Annotated in this window: 20 protein-coding genes; 7 read left to right on the forward strand and 13 right to left on the reverse strand. The window is 51.9% G+C overall.

Annotation, left to right across the window (positions count from 1 at the left end; all coding sequences use genetic code 11):
* Window positions 1-65 precede the first annotated feature (65 nt).
* The 5 genes from tuf to parC all read right to left on the reverse strand — a co-directional run bounded on the left by tuf (window position 66) and on the right by parC (window position 6838).
* Complete coding sequence (gene tuf / locus V7775_RS02800) at window positions 66-1241, reverse strand: elongation factor Tu (RefSeq protein ID WP_335750310.1); 1176 nt, start codon at window positions 1239-1241, stop codon at window positions 66-68.
* A gap of 146 nt (window positions 1242-1387) precedes the next feature.
* On the reverse strand, window positions 1388-1996 hold the full coding sequence (locus tag V7775_RS02805; RefSeq protein WP_335750337.1) for a hypothetical protein: 609 nt from the start codon (window positions 1994-1996) through the stop codon (window positions 1388-1390).
* A 96-nt stretch (window positions 1997-2092) separates the two neighbouring features.
* Entirely contained in the window at window positions 2093-3241 is a 1149-nt protein-coding gene (locus tag V7775_RS02810; RefSeq protein ID WP_335750338.1) for a M48 family metallopeptidase, read from the reverse strand.
* Window positions 3238-4554 (reverse strand): DUF898 family protein, encoded by a 1317-nt coding sequence (locus V7775_RS02815; protein ID WP_335750339.1) that lies wholly within the window; start codon window positions 4552-4554, stop codon window positions 3238-3240. Before V7775_RS02815 ends, V7775_RS02810 begins: the two co-directional genes overlap by 4 nt.
* Complete coding sequence (gene parC, locus V7775_RS02820; protein ID WP_335751047.1) at window positions 4535-6838, reverse strand: DNA topoisomerase IV subunit A; 2304 nt, start codon at window positions 6836-6838, stop codon at window positions 4535-4537. Before parC ends, V7775_RS02815 begins: the two co-directional genes overlap by 20 nt.
* A 199-nt stretch (window positions 6839-7037) precedes the next feature.
* On the opposite strand from parC, the gene V7775_RS02825 reads away from it, so the two are divergent.
* The 6 genes from V7775_RS02825 to V7775_RS02850 all read left to right on the forward strand — a co-directional run bounded on the left by V7775_RS02825 (window position 7038) and on the right by V7775_RS02850 (window position 11273).
* Window positions 7038-7622: an SH3 domain-containing protein gene (locus V7775_RS02825; protein ID WP_335750340.1), complete on the forward strand. Its 585-nt coding sequence runs from the start codon at window positions 7038-7040 to the stop codon at window positions 7620-7622.
* Between the two features lie 73 nt (window positions 7623-7695).
* On the forward strand, window positions 7696-8523 hold the full coding sequence (locus V7775_RS02830; protein ID WP_335750341.1) for an SDR family NAD(P)-dependent oxidoreductase: 828 nt from the start codon (window positions 7696-7698) through the stop codon (window positions 8521-8523).
* 74 nt (window positions 8524-8597) lie between these two features.
* Window positions 8598-8795, forward strand: a complete 198-nt coding sequence (locus tag V7775_RS02835; protein WP_335750342.1) for a twin transmembrane helix small protein — start codon at window positions 8598-8600, stop codon at window positions 8793-8795.
* A gap of 5 nt (window positions 8796-8800) precedes the next feature.
* Window positions 8801-9373 (forward strand): cob(I)yrinic acid a,c-diamide adenosyltransferase, encoded by a 573-nt coding sequence (locus V7775_RS02840; RefSeq protein ID WP_335750343.1) that lies wholly within the window; start codon window positions 8801-8803, stop codon window positions 9371-9373.
* Window positions 9374-9588: 215 nt separating this feature from the next.
* A complete protein-coding gene (locus V7775_RS02845; RefSeq protein WP_335750344.1) occupies window positions 9589-10347 on the forward strand; it encodes an electron transfer flavoprotein subunit beta/FixA family protein in 759 nt (252 codons plus the stop codon).
* Entirely contained in the window at window positions 10347-11273 is a 927-nt protein-coding gene (locus V7775_RS02850; protein WP_335750345.1) for an electron transfer flavoprotein subunit alpha/FixB family protein, read from the forward strand. Before V7775_RS02845 ends, V7775_RS02850 begins: the two co-directional genes overlap by 1 nt.
* A 56-nt stretch (window positions 11274-11329) precedes the next feature.
* Here the strand turns inward: V7775_RS02850 and V7775_RS02855 are convergent, their stop codons facing one another.
* Entirely contained in the window at window positions 11330-12154 is an 825-nt protein-coding gene (locus tag V7775_RS02855) for a DUF6473 family protein (RefSeq protein ID WP_335750346.1), read from the reverse strand.
* 158 nt (window positions 12155-12312) lie between these two features.
* Here V7775_RS02855 and V7775_RS02860 point away from each other — a divergent pair, with 158 nt between their 5' ends.
* The gene (locus V7775_RS02860; RefSeq protein ID WP_335750347.1) at window positions 12313-13188 is read left to right on the forward strand and encodes a 3-hydroxybutyryl-CoA dehydrogenase; all 876 of its coding nucleotides are present in this window, start codon (window positions 12313-12315) and stop codon (window positions 13186-13188) included.
* 17 nt (window positions 13189-13205) lie between these two features.
* Here V7775_RS02860 and V7775_RS02865 read toward each other — a convergent pair whose 3' ends face one another.
* Genes V7775_RS02865 through V7775_RS02895 form a run of 7 tightly spaced genes read right to left on the reverse strand, consistent with a single transcriptional unit; the run spans window position 13206 to window position 18589 of the window.
* Window positions 13206-14096 (reverse strand): lysophospholipid acyltransferase family protein, encoded by an 891-nt coding sequence (locus V7775_RS02865; RefSeq protein ID WP_335750348.1) that lies wholly within the window; start codon window positions 14094-14096, stop codon window positions 13206-13208.
* 40 nt (window positions 14097-14136) lie between these two features.
* Window positions 14137-14406 carry an HPr family phosphocarrier protein gene (locus tag V7775_RS02870; protein WP_335750349.1) on the reverse strand — a complete coding sequence of 90 codons (270 nt, stop codon included), beginning with the start codon at window positions 14404-14406 and terminating at the stop codon, window positions 14137-14139.
* Between the two features lie 12 nt (window positions 14407-14418).
* On the reverse strand, window positions 14419-14811 hold the full coding sequence (locus V7775_RS02875) for a PTS sugar transporter subunit IIA (protein WP_335750350.1): 393 nt from the start codon (window positions 14809-14811) through the stop codon (window positions 14419-14421).
* Complete coding sequence (gene rapZ / locus V7775_RS02880; RefSeq protein WP_335750351.1) at window positions 14808-15704, reverse strand: RNase adapter RapZ; 897 nt, start codon at window positions 15702-15704, stop codon at window positions 14808-14810. The genes V7775_RS02875 and rapZ overlap by 4 nt, the downstream gene beginning before the upstream one ends.
* Window positions 15704-16132 carry an HPr kinase/phosphorylase gene (locus tag V7775_RS02885; protein WP_335750352.1) on the reverse strand — a complete coding sequence of 143 codons (429 nt, stop codon included), beginning with the start codon at window positions 16130-16132 and terminating at the stop codon, window positions 15704-15706. The genes rapZ and V7775_RS02885 overlap by 1 nt, the downstream gene beginning before the upstream one ends.
* Window positions 16133-16135: 3 nt before the next feature.
* Window positions 16136-17878, reverse strand: coding sequence for a sensor histidine kinase (locus V7775_RS02890; protein ID WP_335750353.1), 1743 nt, complete (start codon window positions 17876-17878; stop codon window positions 16136-16138).
* Window positions 17879-17887: 9 nt separating this feature from the next.
* The gene (locus V7775_RS02895) at window positions 17888-18589 is read right to left on the reverse strand and encodes a response regulator transcription factor (protein ID WP_335750354.1); all 702 of its coding nucleotides are present in this window, start codon (window positions 18587-18589) and stop codon (window positions 17888-17890) included.
* Window positions 18590-18887 lie beyond the last annotated feature (298 nt).

Raw genomic sequence — 18887 nt, forward strand, 5'->3', positions numbered from 1 at the left:
GGCCGCTCATTACTGAGCGGCCCTTTCTTTTGAGGTCTGGGGCAGGCTTGTGCCCGCCTTACTGATTACTCAGTGATCTTGGATACAACGCCCGCACCAACGGTACGGCCACCTTCACGGATCGCAAAGCGCAGGCCTTGCTCCATGGCGATCGGTGCGATCAGTTCTACGTCGAACTTCAGGTTGTCACCAGGCATAACCATTTCAGTGCCTTCGGGCAGCTGAACTGTGCCAGTCACGTCAGTTGTACGGAAGTAGAACTGTGGACGGTAGTTCGCGAAGAATGGCGTGTGACGGCCACCTTCCTCTTTGGTGAGGATATAGGCTTCGGCTTCGAACTTTGTGTGTGGGTTAACCGACTTTGGTTTACACAAAACTTGGCCGCGCTCAACGCCTTCACGGTCGATACCGCGCAACAAAACGCCAACGTTATCGCCTGCTTCACCACGGTCCAGCAACTTGCGGAACATTTCAACGCCTGTGCAAGTCGTTGTTTTGGTGTCGCGGATACCAACGATCTCGATGCTATCGCCAACGTTGACTACGCCACGCTCGATACGGCCAGTTACAACTGTACCACGACCGGAGATCGAGAATACGTCTTCAACTGGCAGCAAGAATGGCTGGTCAACAGCACGTGCTGGTGTTGGGATATACTCATCAACAGCTGCCATCAGTTTCTTGATGGATTCTTCGCCGATTTCTGGCTTAGTGCCGTTCATCGCGTGAAGAGCGGAACCAGGGATGATTGGAATGTCGTCGCCAGGGTACTCATACGAGGACAACAGCTCACGGATTTCCATTTCAACCAGTTCCAACAACTCATCGTCGTCAACCTGATCAACTTTGTTCATGTAAACAACCATGTACGGGATGCCAACCTGACGGCCAAGCAGAATGTGCTCGCGCGTCTGTGGCATTGGGCCGTCTGCTGCGTTCACAACCAAGATTGCGCCGTCCATCTGAGCAGCACCAGTGATCATGTTTTTCACATAGTCAGCGTGGCCTGGGCAGTCAACGTGCGCGTAGTGACGTGCTTCAGTTTCATACTCAACGTGCGCCGTGGAAATCGTGATACCACGTGCTTTTTCTTCCGGCGCACCATCAATCTGGTCATACGCTTGGAAATCACCAAAATACTTGGTAATCGCCGCGGTCAGTGTCGTCTTACCGTGGTCAACGTGGCCAATTGTGCCGATGTTGACGTGCGGTTTGTTACGTTCAAACTTTTCCTTTGCCATGGTGGCGCCCTTCCAAAAATCACATGGCCCAAAACGGACCTTTATTGCGTATGGCGCGCCACATATTTGGTCTGAAGAGTAAAATCAAGCAAGTCTTGATCCAAGGCCATAGTTTCATGTCCGAATACAGCAAGATTACCCCACGCTTATTCGTCGGGTGCCTTATCTGTCTCCACTCCACTTGATTTAGCGGTTATAACGCCATCGTTAAACCAACCCTCTTCGGCATTTTTCTTAACAAGGAAGTTCTCAATCTGTTTAACTGCATTCTGGCTGAGGTTTTTAAATTGTTCCTTCGCCGACTTGGTGTAGCCCGATCCGACAAGTGGCCCCTGATCCAGCGATTCTATCACCGTTATCTGATGCGCCTTAGATGTCAGCTTTTTGTTCTTGGCATCATCCCAAACAGTGATGCGAATGATCATTGCCGATTTGGGTGCCGCGACGATTGGCACTCCTGGAGGCGCTAAAAAGTAACTCTCGATTGAGATGCCGAAATGATAGAGGCGATCACCATCGTAACGGTCAAACCGCTCCGACACGGCCTCTTTCAATAACTCCGTCATAACCTCGGTATCTAGCGTACGACCAAGAGGGATTTTTTGAACCTTTGGCGCAACAACGATGTTATGTTCAAGACTAAAATCGCCCAGTGGCACAGCAGGGTCACCCAGATCAGCAGCCCCATTACAGGCGGCGACAACGCCCGCCAACAGCAACGCGCATGCAATCCGTATCATTTTAATCTGAGCCATTAAGTACCTTCCCCTGATCTTAACCAAAGCGATACCGCAACGTCTCTCAAGCCGCAATGCGCTGGCAAACTGCCCGCGCAGGTATCTTGGCCAAATCTAGTTACAGATATTTTTCAAACCAGCCCAATCTGGATCGCCCAGAATGTCGCCGTATTCTCCAGTTGCGTGCGCCGCTTCACGCGAACGCTCGATACGGCTGGTCAGGGTTGGATGGCTCACGAAATGGGAAACGATGCCATCAGTGTCACCGTATTCATCGCGCAACCGCTCAAACATATCGCCTAGCGCGGCAGGCGACACATTTGCATCTTCCAATGCAATGTACGCAAATTCATCCGCACCACTTTCCGCATCTTGTGCATAGTTTGCGCTGATTAGTTTTTCCGTCAAAAACAACACTGCTGCACCGCCTGCGAAATCACCAAACAAAAGCCCAAGAATCCCAATTGATCCAGCCGAGCGCAACGCATGTCGGGTTGGATCGCGGTTCGCCACGTGGCCAACCTCATGCCCCAAGACGGCAGCGATCTCATTTGGGCTTTGCGCCGCATCAATCATGCCGCGAAAAAACACGACATACCCGCCGGGTAACGCAAATGCATTTACCATCTCGTGATCTAAAACAAAGATCTTAATCGCATCATCTGTACCCCGCTCAACACCCAAGCCAACAAGCATTTTTTCTAATGCTGCGACGCCCTTCTCATTCTCGCAAACTGGTAACGGCGGCAGGCCTGTTCCAGCCAAAGCCTGACGGATCTGGCCAAATGTTGCCTCGCCCAATGCTCGCTCACCTGCTGCCGGCACATAGGTCGCCAATTGGTTTGCAAGCAAAGGAACCAAAACGCCAACCTGAAAGGCTACAGCGGCCACAGCGGCAAAGGCCCAAACGGCCAATCGCCCGCGACCTTTAGGGGGTGCACGACGGCCAAGGTGATGCATGTAACGCATCACATCAGAGTCACGTAGATGCAACCGCGCTAGGGGGTCACCAATCCACCGTAGGATAACACCTTCCTGCCCAGCAGTATCTTCAAGCACGCGAATTTCATCCAACGGCCAATGCACACCCGCAGTCGTACTGGCAGGAAGACCAATCTCCAACACGCGGCGCTGCGTTTCGACCATCAAGGTCACGTCATGTGGTACTGGTGCGTCACCATCAAAATAGGCACTATGAAGCCCATTAAAGATACGCCCAGTGGAAGCAGGTTGTTGCTGTGGAATATCGGGCGGCAAGGTCATATCGCGGCCCCCAGATCAAGTGCTTCGGCGAAACCCTCGGCCTCAGCGAATTCGTCACGGGCACGCTGGCTAACTTGCGACAAGCCTGCAGTGTTTTCCAAGCGAAGCGTCACGGCCATGTGGCGCATCAACGGAAAGGTAACAAAGGCATTATGTAAAACACCCCAGAATAAAAAGACAGACAGGTACAACGCCCCCAAAACCCCCAGCGACACCCAACGCGGCCAATCCCCAAAGGGGTTGCTTGCACCCAACTGCGCCTGAATAAATGTATCCGGCCCCAGCAGCACAAACGCAAGCAAGACAATCCCAACAACACCTCCGATAAGGATGAAATAGGCAATTGTCGTTCCGAGCACATAGATCATAGAGACACGCAAACTGTTAAGTTTTGAGCTCATCTGAACACCGACAGCGTGTTTGTGGTTTGCCAATATCCGCTTACTCGCAAATCGGTAGTGCACAGCGCCATAGATCAGCCCCAGCAACGCCGGAATGAGCAAAAGAAGGCGGAAAGGACGTTCCCATCCAACATCAAAAGTTTCGCTATCAATCAACGTGTCGATGTCTTCGAAAAAGGCACTCCATGACCCGTCCTCTCTCGAGAAAAGTGGATCTAGCCAAACTAGAGTCACGATCAACGCTGTAGAACACAAGATTGCGACCATAAACGGCCACGCCGCACGGTAGAGCATGGGCCAGCGCCCCCCCTGCAACATCTTAGCCGAGCCAAAGAACGTGCGGTCCGTCTTATATTTATCAAGATAGAACGTCATGCGCGGCCACAGCAACCCAGCAGTACAAATCGTAAGCAGCCAATGAACCAAAGCCCGCCATGCATAGCCCCAAGCGCCCTTTTCCAATCCAAAGCGCACCCCGCGCCAGCGCGTACGACCTAGAACATAACGCCGCGCACGGTATTGCGCATAAAACCACACGGGAATCACGCCAATAGCACTAGTGAAATACCCAACAAATGAGTTTTGGAAGAAGGAAAAACTGACGAACATCAGGAGCAAATTCACAATGCCGATGTAGAATGTCAGGATCACCACTGCGATGAAAAATCCCAGCAGCTTTTCCCACGGATCACCTACATATTCCAACGGATGCCCGCCCGGCCGGATCGCAGACCAATACCAGCGGCGCAGCCTTGTTTTCATCCAGAAACGATAAAACCCAAGAGTCAAAACGGTCCAGAAGCCAGCCTTCAGCGCCAACCAAAACAAGGCCGAGCGATTGCCAACAAACCACACATCCATCCCATGCTCAGGCACGGGTGGTGGCGCACCATCAGTTAAATTTGTTGTCACGCGGGAAGCCTCGGGGTGCCATGCGGCCAGCGCTTGCGCGTTTGCCAGTCCATTCGCCTAAATCCATTTCAGTCCGTGTGCGGCCCGCAGGGTCAAGCCAACTTAGGCCGTCAGCGCGGGTAAAGGTGGCGGCGTCCGATAGACCGCCATCCTTGTACTTCTGCATCCGCACGCCTTTGCCACGGCCCATTTCGGGCAGCTCTTCAAGGTCGAACACCAGTACTTTGCGGTTTTCACCAACGGCAGCAACGCTGTCACCCGTGATCGGCTTGCAAATCAAGGCGTGCACGTCACCGCGCACATTCAACACTTGTTTGCCCGAACGGGTCTGCGCAACGACGTCAGCTTCGGGCACGACAAATCCGTCACCCGCTGATGATGCAACAAGCAGTTTTCCATCTGGCCTGTGAATAAACAGATCAACAAGTTGTACTTCGTTTGGTAAATCAACAATCAAACGCAGAGGTTCCCCCATGCCACGCCCACCGGGTAAGTTGGCAGCAGAAATCGTGTAAAAACGCCCGTTGCTGCCAAAGGCCAGCAGACGATCGGTTGTTTCGGCATGGAAGGTAAAGCGAGCCCCGTCCCCGTCCTTAAACTTTAGCTCACGCGTCAAATCGATATGGCCCGTCATTGCACGAATCCAACCCATTTCAGAGCAGACAACCGTGATCGGCTCGCGATCAATCATCGCCTCGATTGGCACATCCTCAAACTCGCCTGCTTCGGCAAAGGTACTGCGCCGTGCACCACCATCATATTGCTTGCCGAACTGCTTTTTCGTCTCACGCAGCTGATCGGTGATGCTGTTCCACTGCAGGTGCTCGTTTTCCAACAAGTCCTCAAGGCCAGCGCGTTCTTCCATCAACTCGGATTGCTCACGCATCAGCTCTAGTTCTTCCAAACGGCGCAAGCTGCGTAGGCGCATGTTCAGGATTGCTTCGGCTTGAACCTCGGACAGTTCGCCATCACCGGGCAGAGGTGAGACGTAGTCCTTTTCGTCCATCGCACGCACATGGGTCTTACCCCAGTCTTCACGCATCAAGGCTGCTTTAGGCTCATCATCATACCGGATAATGTCGATCACGCGGTCAAGATTTAGGAACGCGACAATAAAGCCTTCCAAGACCTCCAGACGGTGGTCGATCTTTTCCATCCGGTGAATCGAGCGGCGCTCCAGAACCTCACGACGGTGATCAAGGAATGCGCGCAGCACTTCCTTCATCGAACAAACCTTTGGCGTCACGCCATCAATCAACACGTTCATGTTGAGCGAGAACCGAACCTCAAGATCAGAGGCGCGGAACATCATTCCCATCAAAACTTCGGGGTCCACGTTTTTGGAGCGTGGCTCAAGAACCATACGGACGTCTTCGGCACTTTCGTCGCGCACATCCGCAAGGATTGGTATTTTCTTGATCTGGATCGCTTCGGCTATCTTTTCGATCAGTTTGGACTTTTGCACCTGATAGGGGATCTCGGTGACAACAATCTGCCATTGACCACGACCAAGGTCTTCGACCTCCCAACGGGCACGCAGACGGAAACCGCCTTTGCCAGTGCGATACGCAGTTGCAATATTCTCGGGCGGTTCAACTATGACGCCACCAGTGGGAAAGTCAGGACCGGGCACAAAATTCAGCAACGTGTCATCGCGCGCATCAGGTGTTTTGATCAGATGGATACAGGCATCACACAGCTCAGATATGTTGTGCGGTGGAATATTCGTGGCCATACCCACCGCGATCCCGCTAGAGCCATTGGCCAATAGATTGGGGAACTGCGCAGGAAGGACAGAGGGTTCTGTAAGACGTCCGTCATAGTTGTCGCGGAAATCGACGACGTTCTCACTGAGCCCTTCCAGCATCGCCTCAGCAACTGCTGTCATGCGGGCTTCAGTGTAACGGCTTGCGGCGGGGTTATCGCCGTCGATGTTGCCAAAGTTACCCTGTCCGTCAACCAATGGATAACGGACGTTAAAATCCTGTGCCAAACGCGCCATCGCATCGTAAATCGCGGCGTCACCGTGCGGGTGGAAGTCTCCCATTGTGTCGCCGCTGATCTTGGCCGATTTCAGGAACCCACCTGTCGAGTTCAATTTCAGACGGCTCATCGCATACAGTATGCGGCGGTGAACAGGCTTCAGCCCATCCCGCGCATCAGGCAATGCACGGTGCATAATCGTACTAAGCGCATAGGTCAGATATCGGTCACCCAACGCACGGCGAAGTGGCTCGGATGTTTCTTCGAAACGGGGCGGAGTTGGATTATCGGTATCTGACATGCTTGATGTGTAGCTGCGTGACCACGGGGCGACAAGCGTCTGCTTTGACAAAAACGCTTCCTCGCATCGCGAGCGTGTCATTCCTGTGACGTCCCAACTTTCTTAATTTTCCCCCTCAAAATGAGTCGTAATCTTTGGTAGCTATGTAGCGGGGGAAGCCAGATTCTTGGTTTCTAAAGAATCTGCTGGAGCCGATGCCATGAAAACCTTTATTGTTCTGACCTTTGGGTTTTTGGCCTTTGCATTTTATGAGTTGAGCGGCGGCTCTGATTTCCAACCCGCCAGCGCCCGCCTTGCTGAACAAGCGCCCGAAGTCCAAGAAGACGTTGTGGTTGCCACGCCTACCCCCGAAGCCACAGAAACAACCGAAGTTGTGAGCACCGCAGCTATCACAAAAATTGACAGCACGCCGAGTGTAACCCGTGTTTCGCTGAACCTCACCAACGTGACCGAGGCAGCAGAACAAGCTGAAACCACCACAACAACAGCAACAATTATCGACAGCACCGAAACCCCTCAGATTATTCTGCCCAGCCTGATCGCACCAGATCAACCGACCACAACAGATATCGCAGCAATTCCTGACGGCGATATTCGCACGGTTTCTGGTAACCGTGTCAACGTACGCGGCGGCCCGTCTACGGATTACGGCATCGTTAGCAAACTAACACGTGGTGAAACGGTCAAAATCCTAGAGGATAACGGAGACGGCTGGGTTCGTATGCAACCCGTTGATGGCGGCGAAGCAGGTTGGATGGCCGATTTCTTGCTCACTTCGGGCTGATTGTACCAAGGGCAATTGCCAAACCATACAAAACAGCGCATTTCAGGCCTCGTTCATCGACGGGGCCTTTTTAATGACCAAACGAACCATTCTGATTACTGGTTGCTCTTCGGGCATCGGGTATGCTGCGGCCTATGGGCTGCGTGAACGCGGTTGGCACGTCTATGCCGCTTGCCGACAAGAGCTTGATTGCGCGCGGATGCGGGACGAAGGTTTTGACAGCCCTCGTATCGATTATACTGATCCCGATAGCATTATCATCGCTTTGGCCGATATATTGGAAGATACGGGCGGCACGCTGGACGCTGTATTCAACAACGGAGCGCACGCGACGCCGGGTGCTGTTGAGGATTTGCCAACTGAGGCTTTGCGCGAGATATTTGAGGCCAACTTTTTTGGGTGGCACACGCTAACCCGTGCAATAATTCCTGTGATGCGCGCACAGGGGCATGGCCGCATTGTTCAATGTTCATCCGTTCTAGGACTTGTCGCAATGCCATGGCGCGGCGCGTATAATGCCACCAAGTTCGCCCTGGAGGGACTAACCGACACCCTTCGCCTTGAGATGCGTGGGACAGGTGTACACCCGATATTGATCGAGCCTGGTCCGGTAACCTCAAAGCTTCGGGCAAATTCGATCCCCCATTTCGAGCGGTGGATCGATTGGGAAAACTCCGCGCGCGCGGATCAGTACGAAACCGATTTGGCACAACGCCTTTACGGTGAGAACGGACCAGAGAAATTTGAACTGCCGCCACAAGCCGTGGTGAAAAAGCTGATCCATGCCGTCGAAGCCAACCGCCCTCGCCCGCGCTACTATGTCACAACACCTACTTATCTGGCTGGAATTATGCGACGTATACTACCAACACGCCTACTGGATCGCGTTTTATCCCGTTAGTTTTATCCCGTTAATGGGGTGCCAACGCATCCAAGCGCGCTACATCACTTAACAACCATCGAAGGGAGCCCCCGATGTCCGATCCATTTTTCATTCTAGTTGTTATTGCAGTCCTTGCAGTTGTTATTGTCTTGGTCATGGGCCTTGGCGGTTTTGCAGGCGGTGGCGCCTTTAACAAGGCTAACTCAAACAAGTTGATGCGCTGGCGTATTATCACTCAATTTATCGCTGTCGTACTCATCGTGGTATACGTCTATTTCTTTAAAGGGTGAGCTGAATGGTAGTTCTGAACAAAATTTACACACGCACAGGTGACAAAGGCGATACCGCCTTAGGCAATGGCACACGGGTGGCCAAACACGACGTACGGGTCGAAGCCTATGGCACCTCCGATGAATTAAACTGCTTTGTTGGCGTTGCCCGCCTTCATGCCGAATCTGAAACAGATGCAGCGCTATCACGCATTCAAAATGATCTTTTTGATCTGGGTGCAGACCTATGCCGCCCCGATATGGAAAAGGACGCGGAGTCAGAATACCCTCCCCTGCGCATGATCGGCACTCAGGTTGACCGCCTTGAGTCCGAGATTGATGTAATGAACGCAGAACTTGAGCCTCTGCGCAGTTTTATCCTGCCGGGCGGTTCGCAGTTGGCCGCACATTTGCATGTATGTCGCACAGTTGCCCGCCGCGCAGAACGCCTCACCACTGAGTTAGCTACCCAAGAAACCATCAATGACGCCACCATTCGGTATCTGAACCGGCTTAGTGATTGGTTCTTTGTTGCCGCGCGATCTGCCAATAACGGTGGCAAGGATGACGTCTTATGGGTCCCAGGCGCAAACCGCTAAAACACCCCTATTGAGCCGCACCAAATGATCCGAATTGTGAAACAGCGGCGCAACATTCTTACCGTATTTACCCCTAAAACTATGTAACGTGACGTGCATCATACTTCATACGGCGATTTTGCGCTGTTTTGAGCGGGCACGCTTCGCTACACATGCCTCAGAATTATTGACTGGGCCCCACTGGGTCTGAGTCGCAACCAAGGAGATAATCGCTCATGAAGGTGCTCGTACCTGTCAAACGCGTGATCGACTATAACGTGAAAGTGCGCGTAAAAGCGGACGGTTCCGGTGTCGATCTTGCCAACGTCAAAATGTCCATGAACCCATTCGACGAGATTTCAGTCGAACAGGCCATTCGGCTGAAAGAAGCGGGCCAAGCGGACGAAGTTATTGCCGTATCCGTTGGTGTGAAACAGGCGCAAGAAACACTGCGCACAGCACTAGCCATGGGCGCTGATCGCGCAATCCTTGTGATTGCCTCAGACGATGTTCACAATGACATCGAGCCGCTTGCAGTCGCCAAAATCCTGAAAGGGATTGTAGACGAAGAACAGCCAGGTCTGGTTCTTTGTGGCAAACAAGCCATCGACAACGACATGAACGCCACTGGCCAGATGTTGTCCGCACTTTTGGGCTGGTCCCAAGGGACATTTGCGTCTGAAGTCGCGATCGAAGGCGACAAAGCCGTGGTTACACGTGAAGTTGACGGCGGCATGCAGACGATCAAAGTTGGTATGCCCACAGTCATCACCGTTGATCTGCGCCTAAACGAGCCACGTTATGCATCTTTGCCCAACATCATGAAGGCAAAGAAAAAACCACTGGATGAAAAAACACCGGCTGATTACGGCGTAGACGTATCCAACCGTTTGGAAATCGTAAAAACTGTAGAGCCAGCAGCACGTGCCGCAGGTATAAAGGTTGCTTCGGTAGACGAACTGGTAGCGAAACTCAAAGAAGCGGGGGCTGTGTAATGGCTGTTCTACTCCTTGCAGAAGTAAACGACGGCGAACTGGCAATGGACGCCACGGCAAAAGCCGTGACAGCCGCCAAGCAGCTGGGTGATGTGACTGTTTTGGCCGCAGGCGGTTCCGCCGCTGCAGCGGGCGAAGCTGCGTCAAAAATTGACGGCGTTTCCAAAGTACTGGTTGCCGAAGATCCATCGCTTGGCCACCGTCTGGCTGAAGCCACAGCAGCGCTGTTGGTTTCTCTTGCGGGTGATTACGACCACATCGTAGCACCAGCCACAACAGACGCCAAAAACGTAATGCCACGTGTAGCGGCATTGTTGGATGTGATGATCATCTCTGACGCTTCCGGCGTTGTAGATGCTGACACATTCGAACGTCCTATCTATGCTGGTAACGCCGTTCAGACCGTTAAGTCACTGGATGCAAAGAAGGTCGTAACCTTCCGTACATCTACCTTTGACGCAGCAGGCGAAGGCGGTTCCGCATCAGTGGAAACAGTATCCGCTGCAGCAAACCCCGGCCTTTCCGAGTGGATTGAGGACAAAGTTGCCGCAAGCGACCGTCCCGAACTCACCTCAGCTGGTGTAGTTGTTTCTGGTGGCCGCGGTGTGGGTTCCGAAGATGATTTTGCTTTGATCGAAAAGCTTGCTGATAAGCTTGGTGCTGCTGTAGGCGCATCACGCGCTGCCGTTGACTCGGGCTATGCACCTAACGACTGGCAGGTTGGTCAGACTGGTAAGGTCGTCGCGCCTGATCTGTATGTCGCCGTCGGTATCTCTGGCGCCATTCAGCACCTCGCCGGTATGAAAGACAGCAAGATCATCGTGGCAATTAACAAAGATGAAGAAGCGCCAATCTTTCAGGTTGCCGACTTTGGCCTTGTTGCAGACCTCTTCGTGGCTGTGCCCGATCTGATCGAAAAGCTCTAAACCTTAGGAGCTTTTGACTTGAATTGGCCCGCCCATTGAGGCGGGCCTTTTCGTTTCTACATCAGCCGGTCCAATACAGGCCTAAGCACGTTTGCGACCGCCGTGTGATATTCAGAGCCTTGCAGCGCGAGTGCTGCTTTCTCTTGAAACAGATTGAATACCATTCCCTCCATTTGCCGATTTCTGGTCACAATAACAGAAGGGACTGGCACAGTCGCTTTGACCAAGGGGCATAGCCGATCGATCATCTTGTCAGTGACAAATGTCGGTCCCTTTTGCATATGGCCCAACCAGTCATTGTTTGTTTCGTGCACGTCTAACTTCAGCAGAACAACGCCAGTCCCCAGCTTTTTGATTAGTTTACGCATTCGGCGCACCCAAACACGTTGCAGCATACGTTTAACCAGTTCAAACCGCTCAGCGTCTAGTGTCCAAAGATGTTGAAGCATGTGCTGTATGAAGTTGAACTGCGTAAAATCGACATCAGGATACAGCTCTTTTAGAGGTTTGGATGCCCTAAGGAATCGATCATTGCGGCGCGGATGCACTGCATAAAACGGGTTCCCCAAATTCGTGGCACCCAAAACCTCCAAAACCGTTACCCGAGCATTGCGCGATATTTCGTGCAAAACAGTTTCATTTGCAAAAACATCTAAGCCTGCATTGATTTGACCCAGATTGACGGATGTAACACCAGTCAAATGCTCAACCTTCAAGGGATAAGGTTGTTCAATAAATTTACCAAATGTCTGCGTGCCCCCTAAGAAGGCCACATATGGCGCCTCCAATTCACGCCTTGGTCCACGGAATACTAATCTCGACGTACCATGCCGGTACGGCAAGTAATCAAGGGCCCCCAGCCCTTGTACATCATAGGTCATAACGCCCACCTTTTATCTCACCCAAGGAGACTATCGGCGCAGGGCGTTACGATTCGTTTAAAGACCTAATTCACATCAGTTTTTACTTAGTTACAGCCCTTGCAGCCCCGCGACACTCCACCGTAAGCTGCGCCAATCTCAGCAAAGGAATGAAACACATGCATATCCAAAAAATTGGCATCGTTGGTGCAGGACAAATGGGCAATGGCATTGCCCACGTAATGTCATTGGCAGGATATGACGTGATGCTGAACGATATCAGTGAAGACGCCCTCAGCAAGGCCATGGAGGTGATGCACGGTAATATGTCACGTCAGGTTGGCCGAGGTAAAATCGCTGAGGCTGACATGGAAGCCGCGATTGCGCGGATAACTACAACAAAAAAACTGACCGAGCTAGGGTGCTGCGACCTGATCATTGAAGCGGCAACAGAGCGTGAGAACATCAAACAGGCTATCTTTGACGAGCTACTGCCGCATCTAAAGCCTGAGACCATTTTGACATCGAACACCTCTTCAATCTCAATCACACGTCTGGCGAGCCGCACAGACAGACCTGAAAAGTTCATGGGTTTCCACTTTATGAATCCGGTCCCTGTGATGCAGTTGGTCGAACTGATTAGGGGCATCGCAACGGATGAAGAGACCTTTGCTGCATGTAAGGAAGTTGTTGATCGCCTCAATAAGACAGCCGCGTCTGCCGAAGATTTCCCCGCCTTTATCGTCAACCGCATTCTGATGCCGATGATCAACGAGGCAGTTTACACGCTTTATGAAGGTGTCGGAAATGTTCAATCAATCGATAGTTCATTGCGACTAGGCGCGAACCATCCCATGGGGCCGTTAGAGCTGGCCGACTTCATTGGTTTGGATACATGTTTAGCCATTATGAATGTATTGCATGATGGCTTGGCGGATACAAAATACCGTCCCTGCCCACTGCTTACTAAATATGTTGAAGCAGGCTGGTTAGGCCGCAAAACCAAACGCGGGTTCTATGATTATCGCGGCGAAGTGCCCGTTCCTACGCGTTAACGGTTTGCGGGCTTGCTCTAGTCTTCTAAGGCCAACGTGTGCGCCCGCAGCCATTCCATAAAACCACGTGGATCGTCAGCACGCGCGTCTATTTCCGACTGAGGGATCGGCGCCCCGACCACGGGCTTTTGTGGTTTGTTGCAGCTATGAACAATCTCATGCAGCAACAGGCCCTGCCGCAGCATAGGAGAAAGTTGATTGGCGATTTGATATGCGCGGCTATTTTGACCCGGGAATTTCATTGGCACAACCTGAGCTCCCGAACGGCGGATCATCTTGGCCGTGAAAACGTTCCATTCTGCTTCTTTCGCAGTTCCCCACCATGTCTCTGACGTCGCAACAACTCCGGACGGAAACAATGCTACAACGCCCCCTTCTTTAAGGTGCTTCATCGCGTTGGCGCGCATTTGAACGCCTTTGCGCTGCGCATCAGGGTCGTGAGGGAAAGGCACAGGAATCATATAACTGCCTGCCACCTCATCAAGAGAGGTCAGCAATGAGCGTGTAAGAATACGGTAATCAGGCCGTACACGACCGATCAAATCCGCAAATATCATGCCATCAACCATCCCGTGCGGATGGTTGGCAACAACAATCACAGGACCTTCTTTAGGAATTAAATCCAGCTGTGCCTGAGGAGTTGTCCGTTCAATCCCCATCGTATCCAACGCAGCACGCCAAAAGCCCTGCCCGCTTGGAGTGCCTTGCTGCTCAAACTTCTTGATCATACGCAGGACTTGCAGCTTACCCGTCAAAAGCTCCATCACAGAAATCATCCGCGACTTCCAAGGATCTTCAAACGTAGAAGCATACGACAAGCTACGTCGATCGTATTTATGAAAGTTCACCGTTTCAGTGTCGCCGCCGGTGCGTTTCTGAGAACCAACAGACTGGGTTTCTTCAGTCACTGGAGAACCTCCCGCTCATACTTCCTGCTTAGCGACAGCATTACATGCCCTCACCAAACTTGTCAGCAACCAGCGCGGTTAATGCGGCCGCTAAGGCATCGGCGTCTACACCAGACGTTACAATATCAATAAAGCTTCCTTTTGCTGCCGCCAACATCAAAAGCCCCATGATGCTGTCCCCCGATGCATTCATCCCGTCTTTTGTGACTTCAGCGCTGGCATCGAATCCTTCGACAACTTCAACAAGTTTTGCCGATGCCCGCGCATGAAGGCCTTTTTCATTTACGATTTCAAGGGTGATCTGAGTCATTGGATAGCCTTGCTATTCTGTGCTGACGTTCTGGGCGTCAATATATTTCTTACCTGCTTCAAGCGCAGCACGAACAGCATCTGGTACTGTTTTATCGCGACACTTGGCCAGTTTTATGAGCATCGGCAGGTTCGCGCCGTATACGATTCTGCGGCCAGCAGGCTGGCATGCCAAAAGGCTTAGATTTGATGGAGACCCTCCAAAAAGATCCGTAACAACGACAACGCCCTGGCCCGTGTCCACGGCATCGGCAGCTTCACAAATCTCTGATTGCTTAGCAGCACGATCGTGGTCCGCGCGGATCTCGATTGCCTGAACACCACTTTGCGATCCAACGACATGCTCGATGGCTGCAAGATATTCAAGCGCCAGTCCACCATGTGCAACGATCACAATGCCAATCACGTTTGTTGCGCCCCTTTTTGCTGGCGTGCCATAATTTCTCGATGTCTAATTGACACCTGCCAGCCCGCATCTGCAAGCTGCAATGCATGGCTTTCCGCAAGGGTCACTGACCGATGTTGTCCTCCAGTGCACCCAAAGGCGATAGAGAAGTGGCTTTTGCCTTCCTCTTGACAGGCTGGCAAGATCAACAAGCTCATATCTAAGATTTTCTGCGAAAACTCTGCATAGCGTGGATCGGTGGCTACATATTGCGCAACTTGCGCATCAGTTCCGTTGAATGATCGCAGTGTAGGCTCCCAATACGGGTTCTTCAAAAACCGGCAATCATAGACCATATCCACAGATCGAGGCAAACCGCGCTTATAAGAAAACGACTGTACCGTCACGGACAGATGCCGCTTTCCGCCTGGCGCAAACCAATGCTCAACCTCGGCACGGAGTTCATGGACATTCAAACTAGAAGTATCGATCAACACGTCCGCGCGGGCGCGCAAAGGACCAAGCAGTTCTAGCTCAGCTTGCACACCTTCTGCTGGACGATCGGCCGGAGCCATTGGGTGACGCCGACGGGTTTCAGAAAACCGGTGCAGCAGCACATCAGTACTACAATCTAGAAACAGCAATTCTGCAACGACCCCAGGTTGAGACGACAATCGACCCAGTAAATCAATCACCAAATTTGTAGAAAAATCGCGATTACGCGCATCAATACCCAGTGCAAGCGGACGGTTTTGATCAGGTTCTTCGAACAATACCGGCATCAATCGCATTGGCAGATTATCGATCACTTCAAAACCCGCATCCTCTAACACGTTCAACGCAGAAGAGCGTCCCGCGCCCGAAGGCCCAGTAACGAATACAATACGGCGTAGTGTCGGATCAGGTGCAATCATTACATCTCAACTTTGAGGCCGCGCAAATATGTACGAATTGCGGCCGGGAAATAGGGTGCATTAACCTTGTGCAGACATGGCAGCGGTATGTCCAGCACAGTCATACTATGCTGCAAAGGCAGGCGTTCAGTTTCAACGCAAGACATGTCCACGGTCAAGACAACGGCAGCAGATTTAACATACTGGACAGGAAGAATCCCAACACCTCTTGCCTCGATGAGGCCCGTAATGGCTGACGGCGAAGATGCGACAACCCTCCCCGCAGTAGATTCAACCAGAGTGCGGTCATCCGCAACCAGATCAGCGCCAAGCCCTATTAGTTCAAGGGCCAAAGACGATTTTCCGCTGCCGGATTGCCCGAAAATCATGATCCCTTTGCCCTCAAACGCAACGGTAGTTGCATGAAGAGTCAGGCCTTGAGTATCCATATTTTAGATCGGCAGACCGACGACAAAGCGTGCGCCAAGCGGATCGGACGTAATATCGGCTTCGGTTGGGCGAATATTTTCCGCCCAAATGACACCACCATGCGCCTCAACAATTTGCTTGGAGATCGCAAGACCAAGGCCTGAGTTATTGCCAAAATGCTCATCCGGGCGTTGCGAATAGAAGCGTTTGAAGATTTTTGCCAAAGCTTGATCAGGGATACCCGGACCTGTATCTTCGACGACAATCAACACGCGGTTTTCACGTTTACGCGCCCAGACACGAATTGCATCACCGTCTTCGCAAAACGAAATGGCGTTGGTGATCAAATTAACAAAGACCTGCGCCAAACGTGCTTCAAGCCCCTGAACAACAATCGGTTCCTGAGGTAGATCCACAATAAAATCAATGCCATTGCCCTTAGCGTCTTCACCCAAATACTGACCGAGATTACCCAGCATTTTCATCAGATTGAATGGTTCTTCTTCTTCTTTGACCAGTTCACTATCTAAACGAGACGCATTCGAGATATCGCTAACCAAACGGTCCAAGCGGCGCACATCATGCTCAATAACATCCAGCAATTTTGCACGCTGATCATCACGCTTGATCATCCGCAATGTCCCTACTGCCGAACGCAGAGAAGCAAGCGGGTTCTTAATTTCGTGGGCAACATCCGCAGCAAACTGCTCGTTCCCGTCGATACGATTATACAACGCGGAAATCATACCGCGCAGCGCACCAGACAGACGCCCAATCTCATCTGGCCGTGCTGTCAGGTCTGGAATTCTAATACGTCCAGGGTTCATCTTACGGGCATCTTTATCGCGACCCAATTCAGCAGCTGCTGCAAGGTCAGCCAACGGGTTTGCTATCGTAGATGCAAGGACAAGACTGAGACCAATTGAAACAAGTGTTGCGATAATGAACATCTGCAAGACGCGTTCACGTTCGCCGCGCACTAAGCGATCAATTTCACCACTTGCGCTGGCGATTGCCACGGCACCAACTGCTGTTCCACTTTGTTCAATTGGAGTAGCAACTGCCAGCAAGGTTGCTCCTACTTCATCACGTTCTTCTTTAATCTGTGCACCATTCACCAATGCCGCATCGATTACTGGCTTGAGGCGCTCCTCAATCGTCAGCTTCTCGCTCTCGGAATGGAAAGGAGACGAAACCGCCTGCCAGAGCCAGTTTAACCCGTCAGTGAGGATCGTCTTACTTTCAGCACCACTTGCCCGCCCTTCTGCGAGCGCGTCGCTGGCACCCTCAAGTTGTGAGATCAAGACACCTTCAGTGTCGAAAACGAACACTTGAATGCCAGTCCGCAGGTCTAGGCCTGACAGCGTCTTGTCGATGTCGACACCCTCGCCGACAGATAGGTCAACAGCTTCGCCGACAGATAGGTCAACAGCTGCGCCATCCGGCAACTGCGCCTCGATCACATCCGCGATCAGTTCGGCCTCGGAAACGAGAGAAGCCGCACGTTGTACGGCAAGGCTTTCGCGTGAGGAATTCAGATACAGAATACCCGCAACCAGCACATTCAACGCAATAAGGTTGAATGTGATGATTTTACGCGTCAGCGGTGACGCACGCAGAGAAAACAGGCCTCGCCGCTCTCGGCGGGCCCTGATCTCATTTGGTGCAGCACTGTCCGGAGCGACCCAATCGTCGCCAAGAACAACATCACCATCGCTTTTTGCGGGGGTAAAATCGCGCACGAAGTTCCTTTCGGCTAACGCCATTCGGTCAAGTTAGTCTTCGTTGTATCTATAACCGATACCATAAAGCGTCTCAATTGCGGAGAATTCATCATCTGCTGTACGCATCTTTTTACGCAAGCGTTTGATGTGACTATCAATGGTACGGTCGTCTACGTACACCTGATCGTCATAGGCAACGTCCATCAGCTGGTCCCGAGACTTCACAAATCCGGGGCGCTGCGCCAAAGCTTGAAGAAGCAGGAATTCAGTGACAGTCAACGACACGTCTTTCCCCTTCCAGCTCACAGCGTGGCGGAGCGGATCCATCCGCAGATCACCACGATCCATCACTTTGGTTTCTTCTGTATCGCCAACTTCATCGGTTGCTACAGCATCCTGACGGCGCAAAAGCGCGCGAATACGTTCAACTAACAAACGTTGTGAAAACGGTTTTTTGACGTAATCATCTGCGCCCATACGCAACCCGAGCACTTCATCAATCTCGTCATCTTTAGATGTCAGAAAGATGACTGGCATTGCGGATTTTTGACGAAGGCGCTGAAGGAGGTCCATCCCATCCATCCGCGGCATCTTAATATCTAGAACGGCCATATCCGGCATACGCTTGTTAAAAGCGTCTAGCGCGGCCTGACCATCATTGTATGTTTCCACCTCAAAACCTTCGGCTTCGAGTGTCATTGAAACGGACGTCAGGATATTCCTGTCGTCGTCTACCAATGCAATTTTTGACATTGCCTGTTTCCTTGTGCTGCTCAATTATTTCTTATTTTTTGGTACATTGATCACTCCTTACGTCTTCGAATCAATCCCAAAACTGCGAATCGCCCTATCTGATGGCCTTATTTCAGCCATAATTTGTTTCGGAATGGCTAAATTGCCTCACATTCGCGCGCATTACGCAAAAATAACCACCATCCCCTGCGACCCTTTGACCAACAGAGCAGGCAAGAATGCGCCATTACGGTTACGCCTGTGGCATTTGGTATTGTGGTGGCGCTAACTGTTCAAACGTACCTGTTCATTGCGTAAA

The sequence above is a fragment of the Sulfitobacter sp. genome (genome assembly GCF_036960155.1).
In the GTDB taxonomy this organism is placed as follows: domain Bacteria; phylum Pseudomonadota; class Alphaproteobacteria; order Rhodobacterales; family Rhodobacteraceae; genus Sulfitobacter.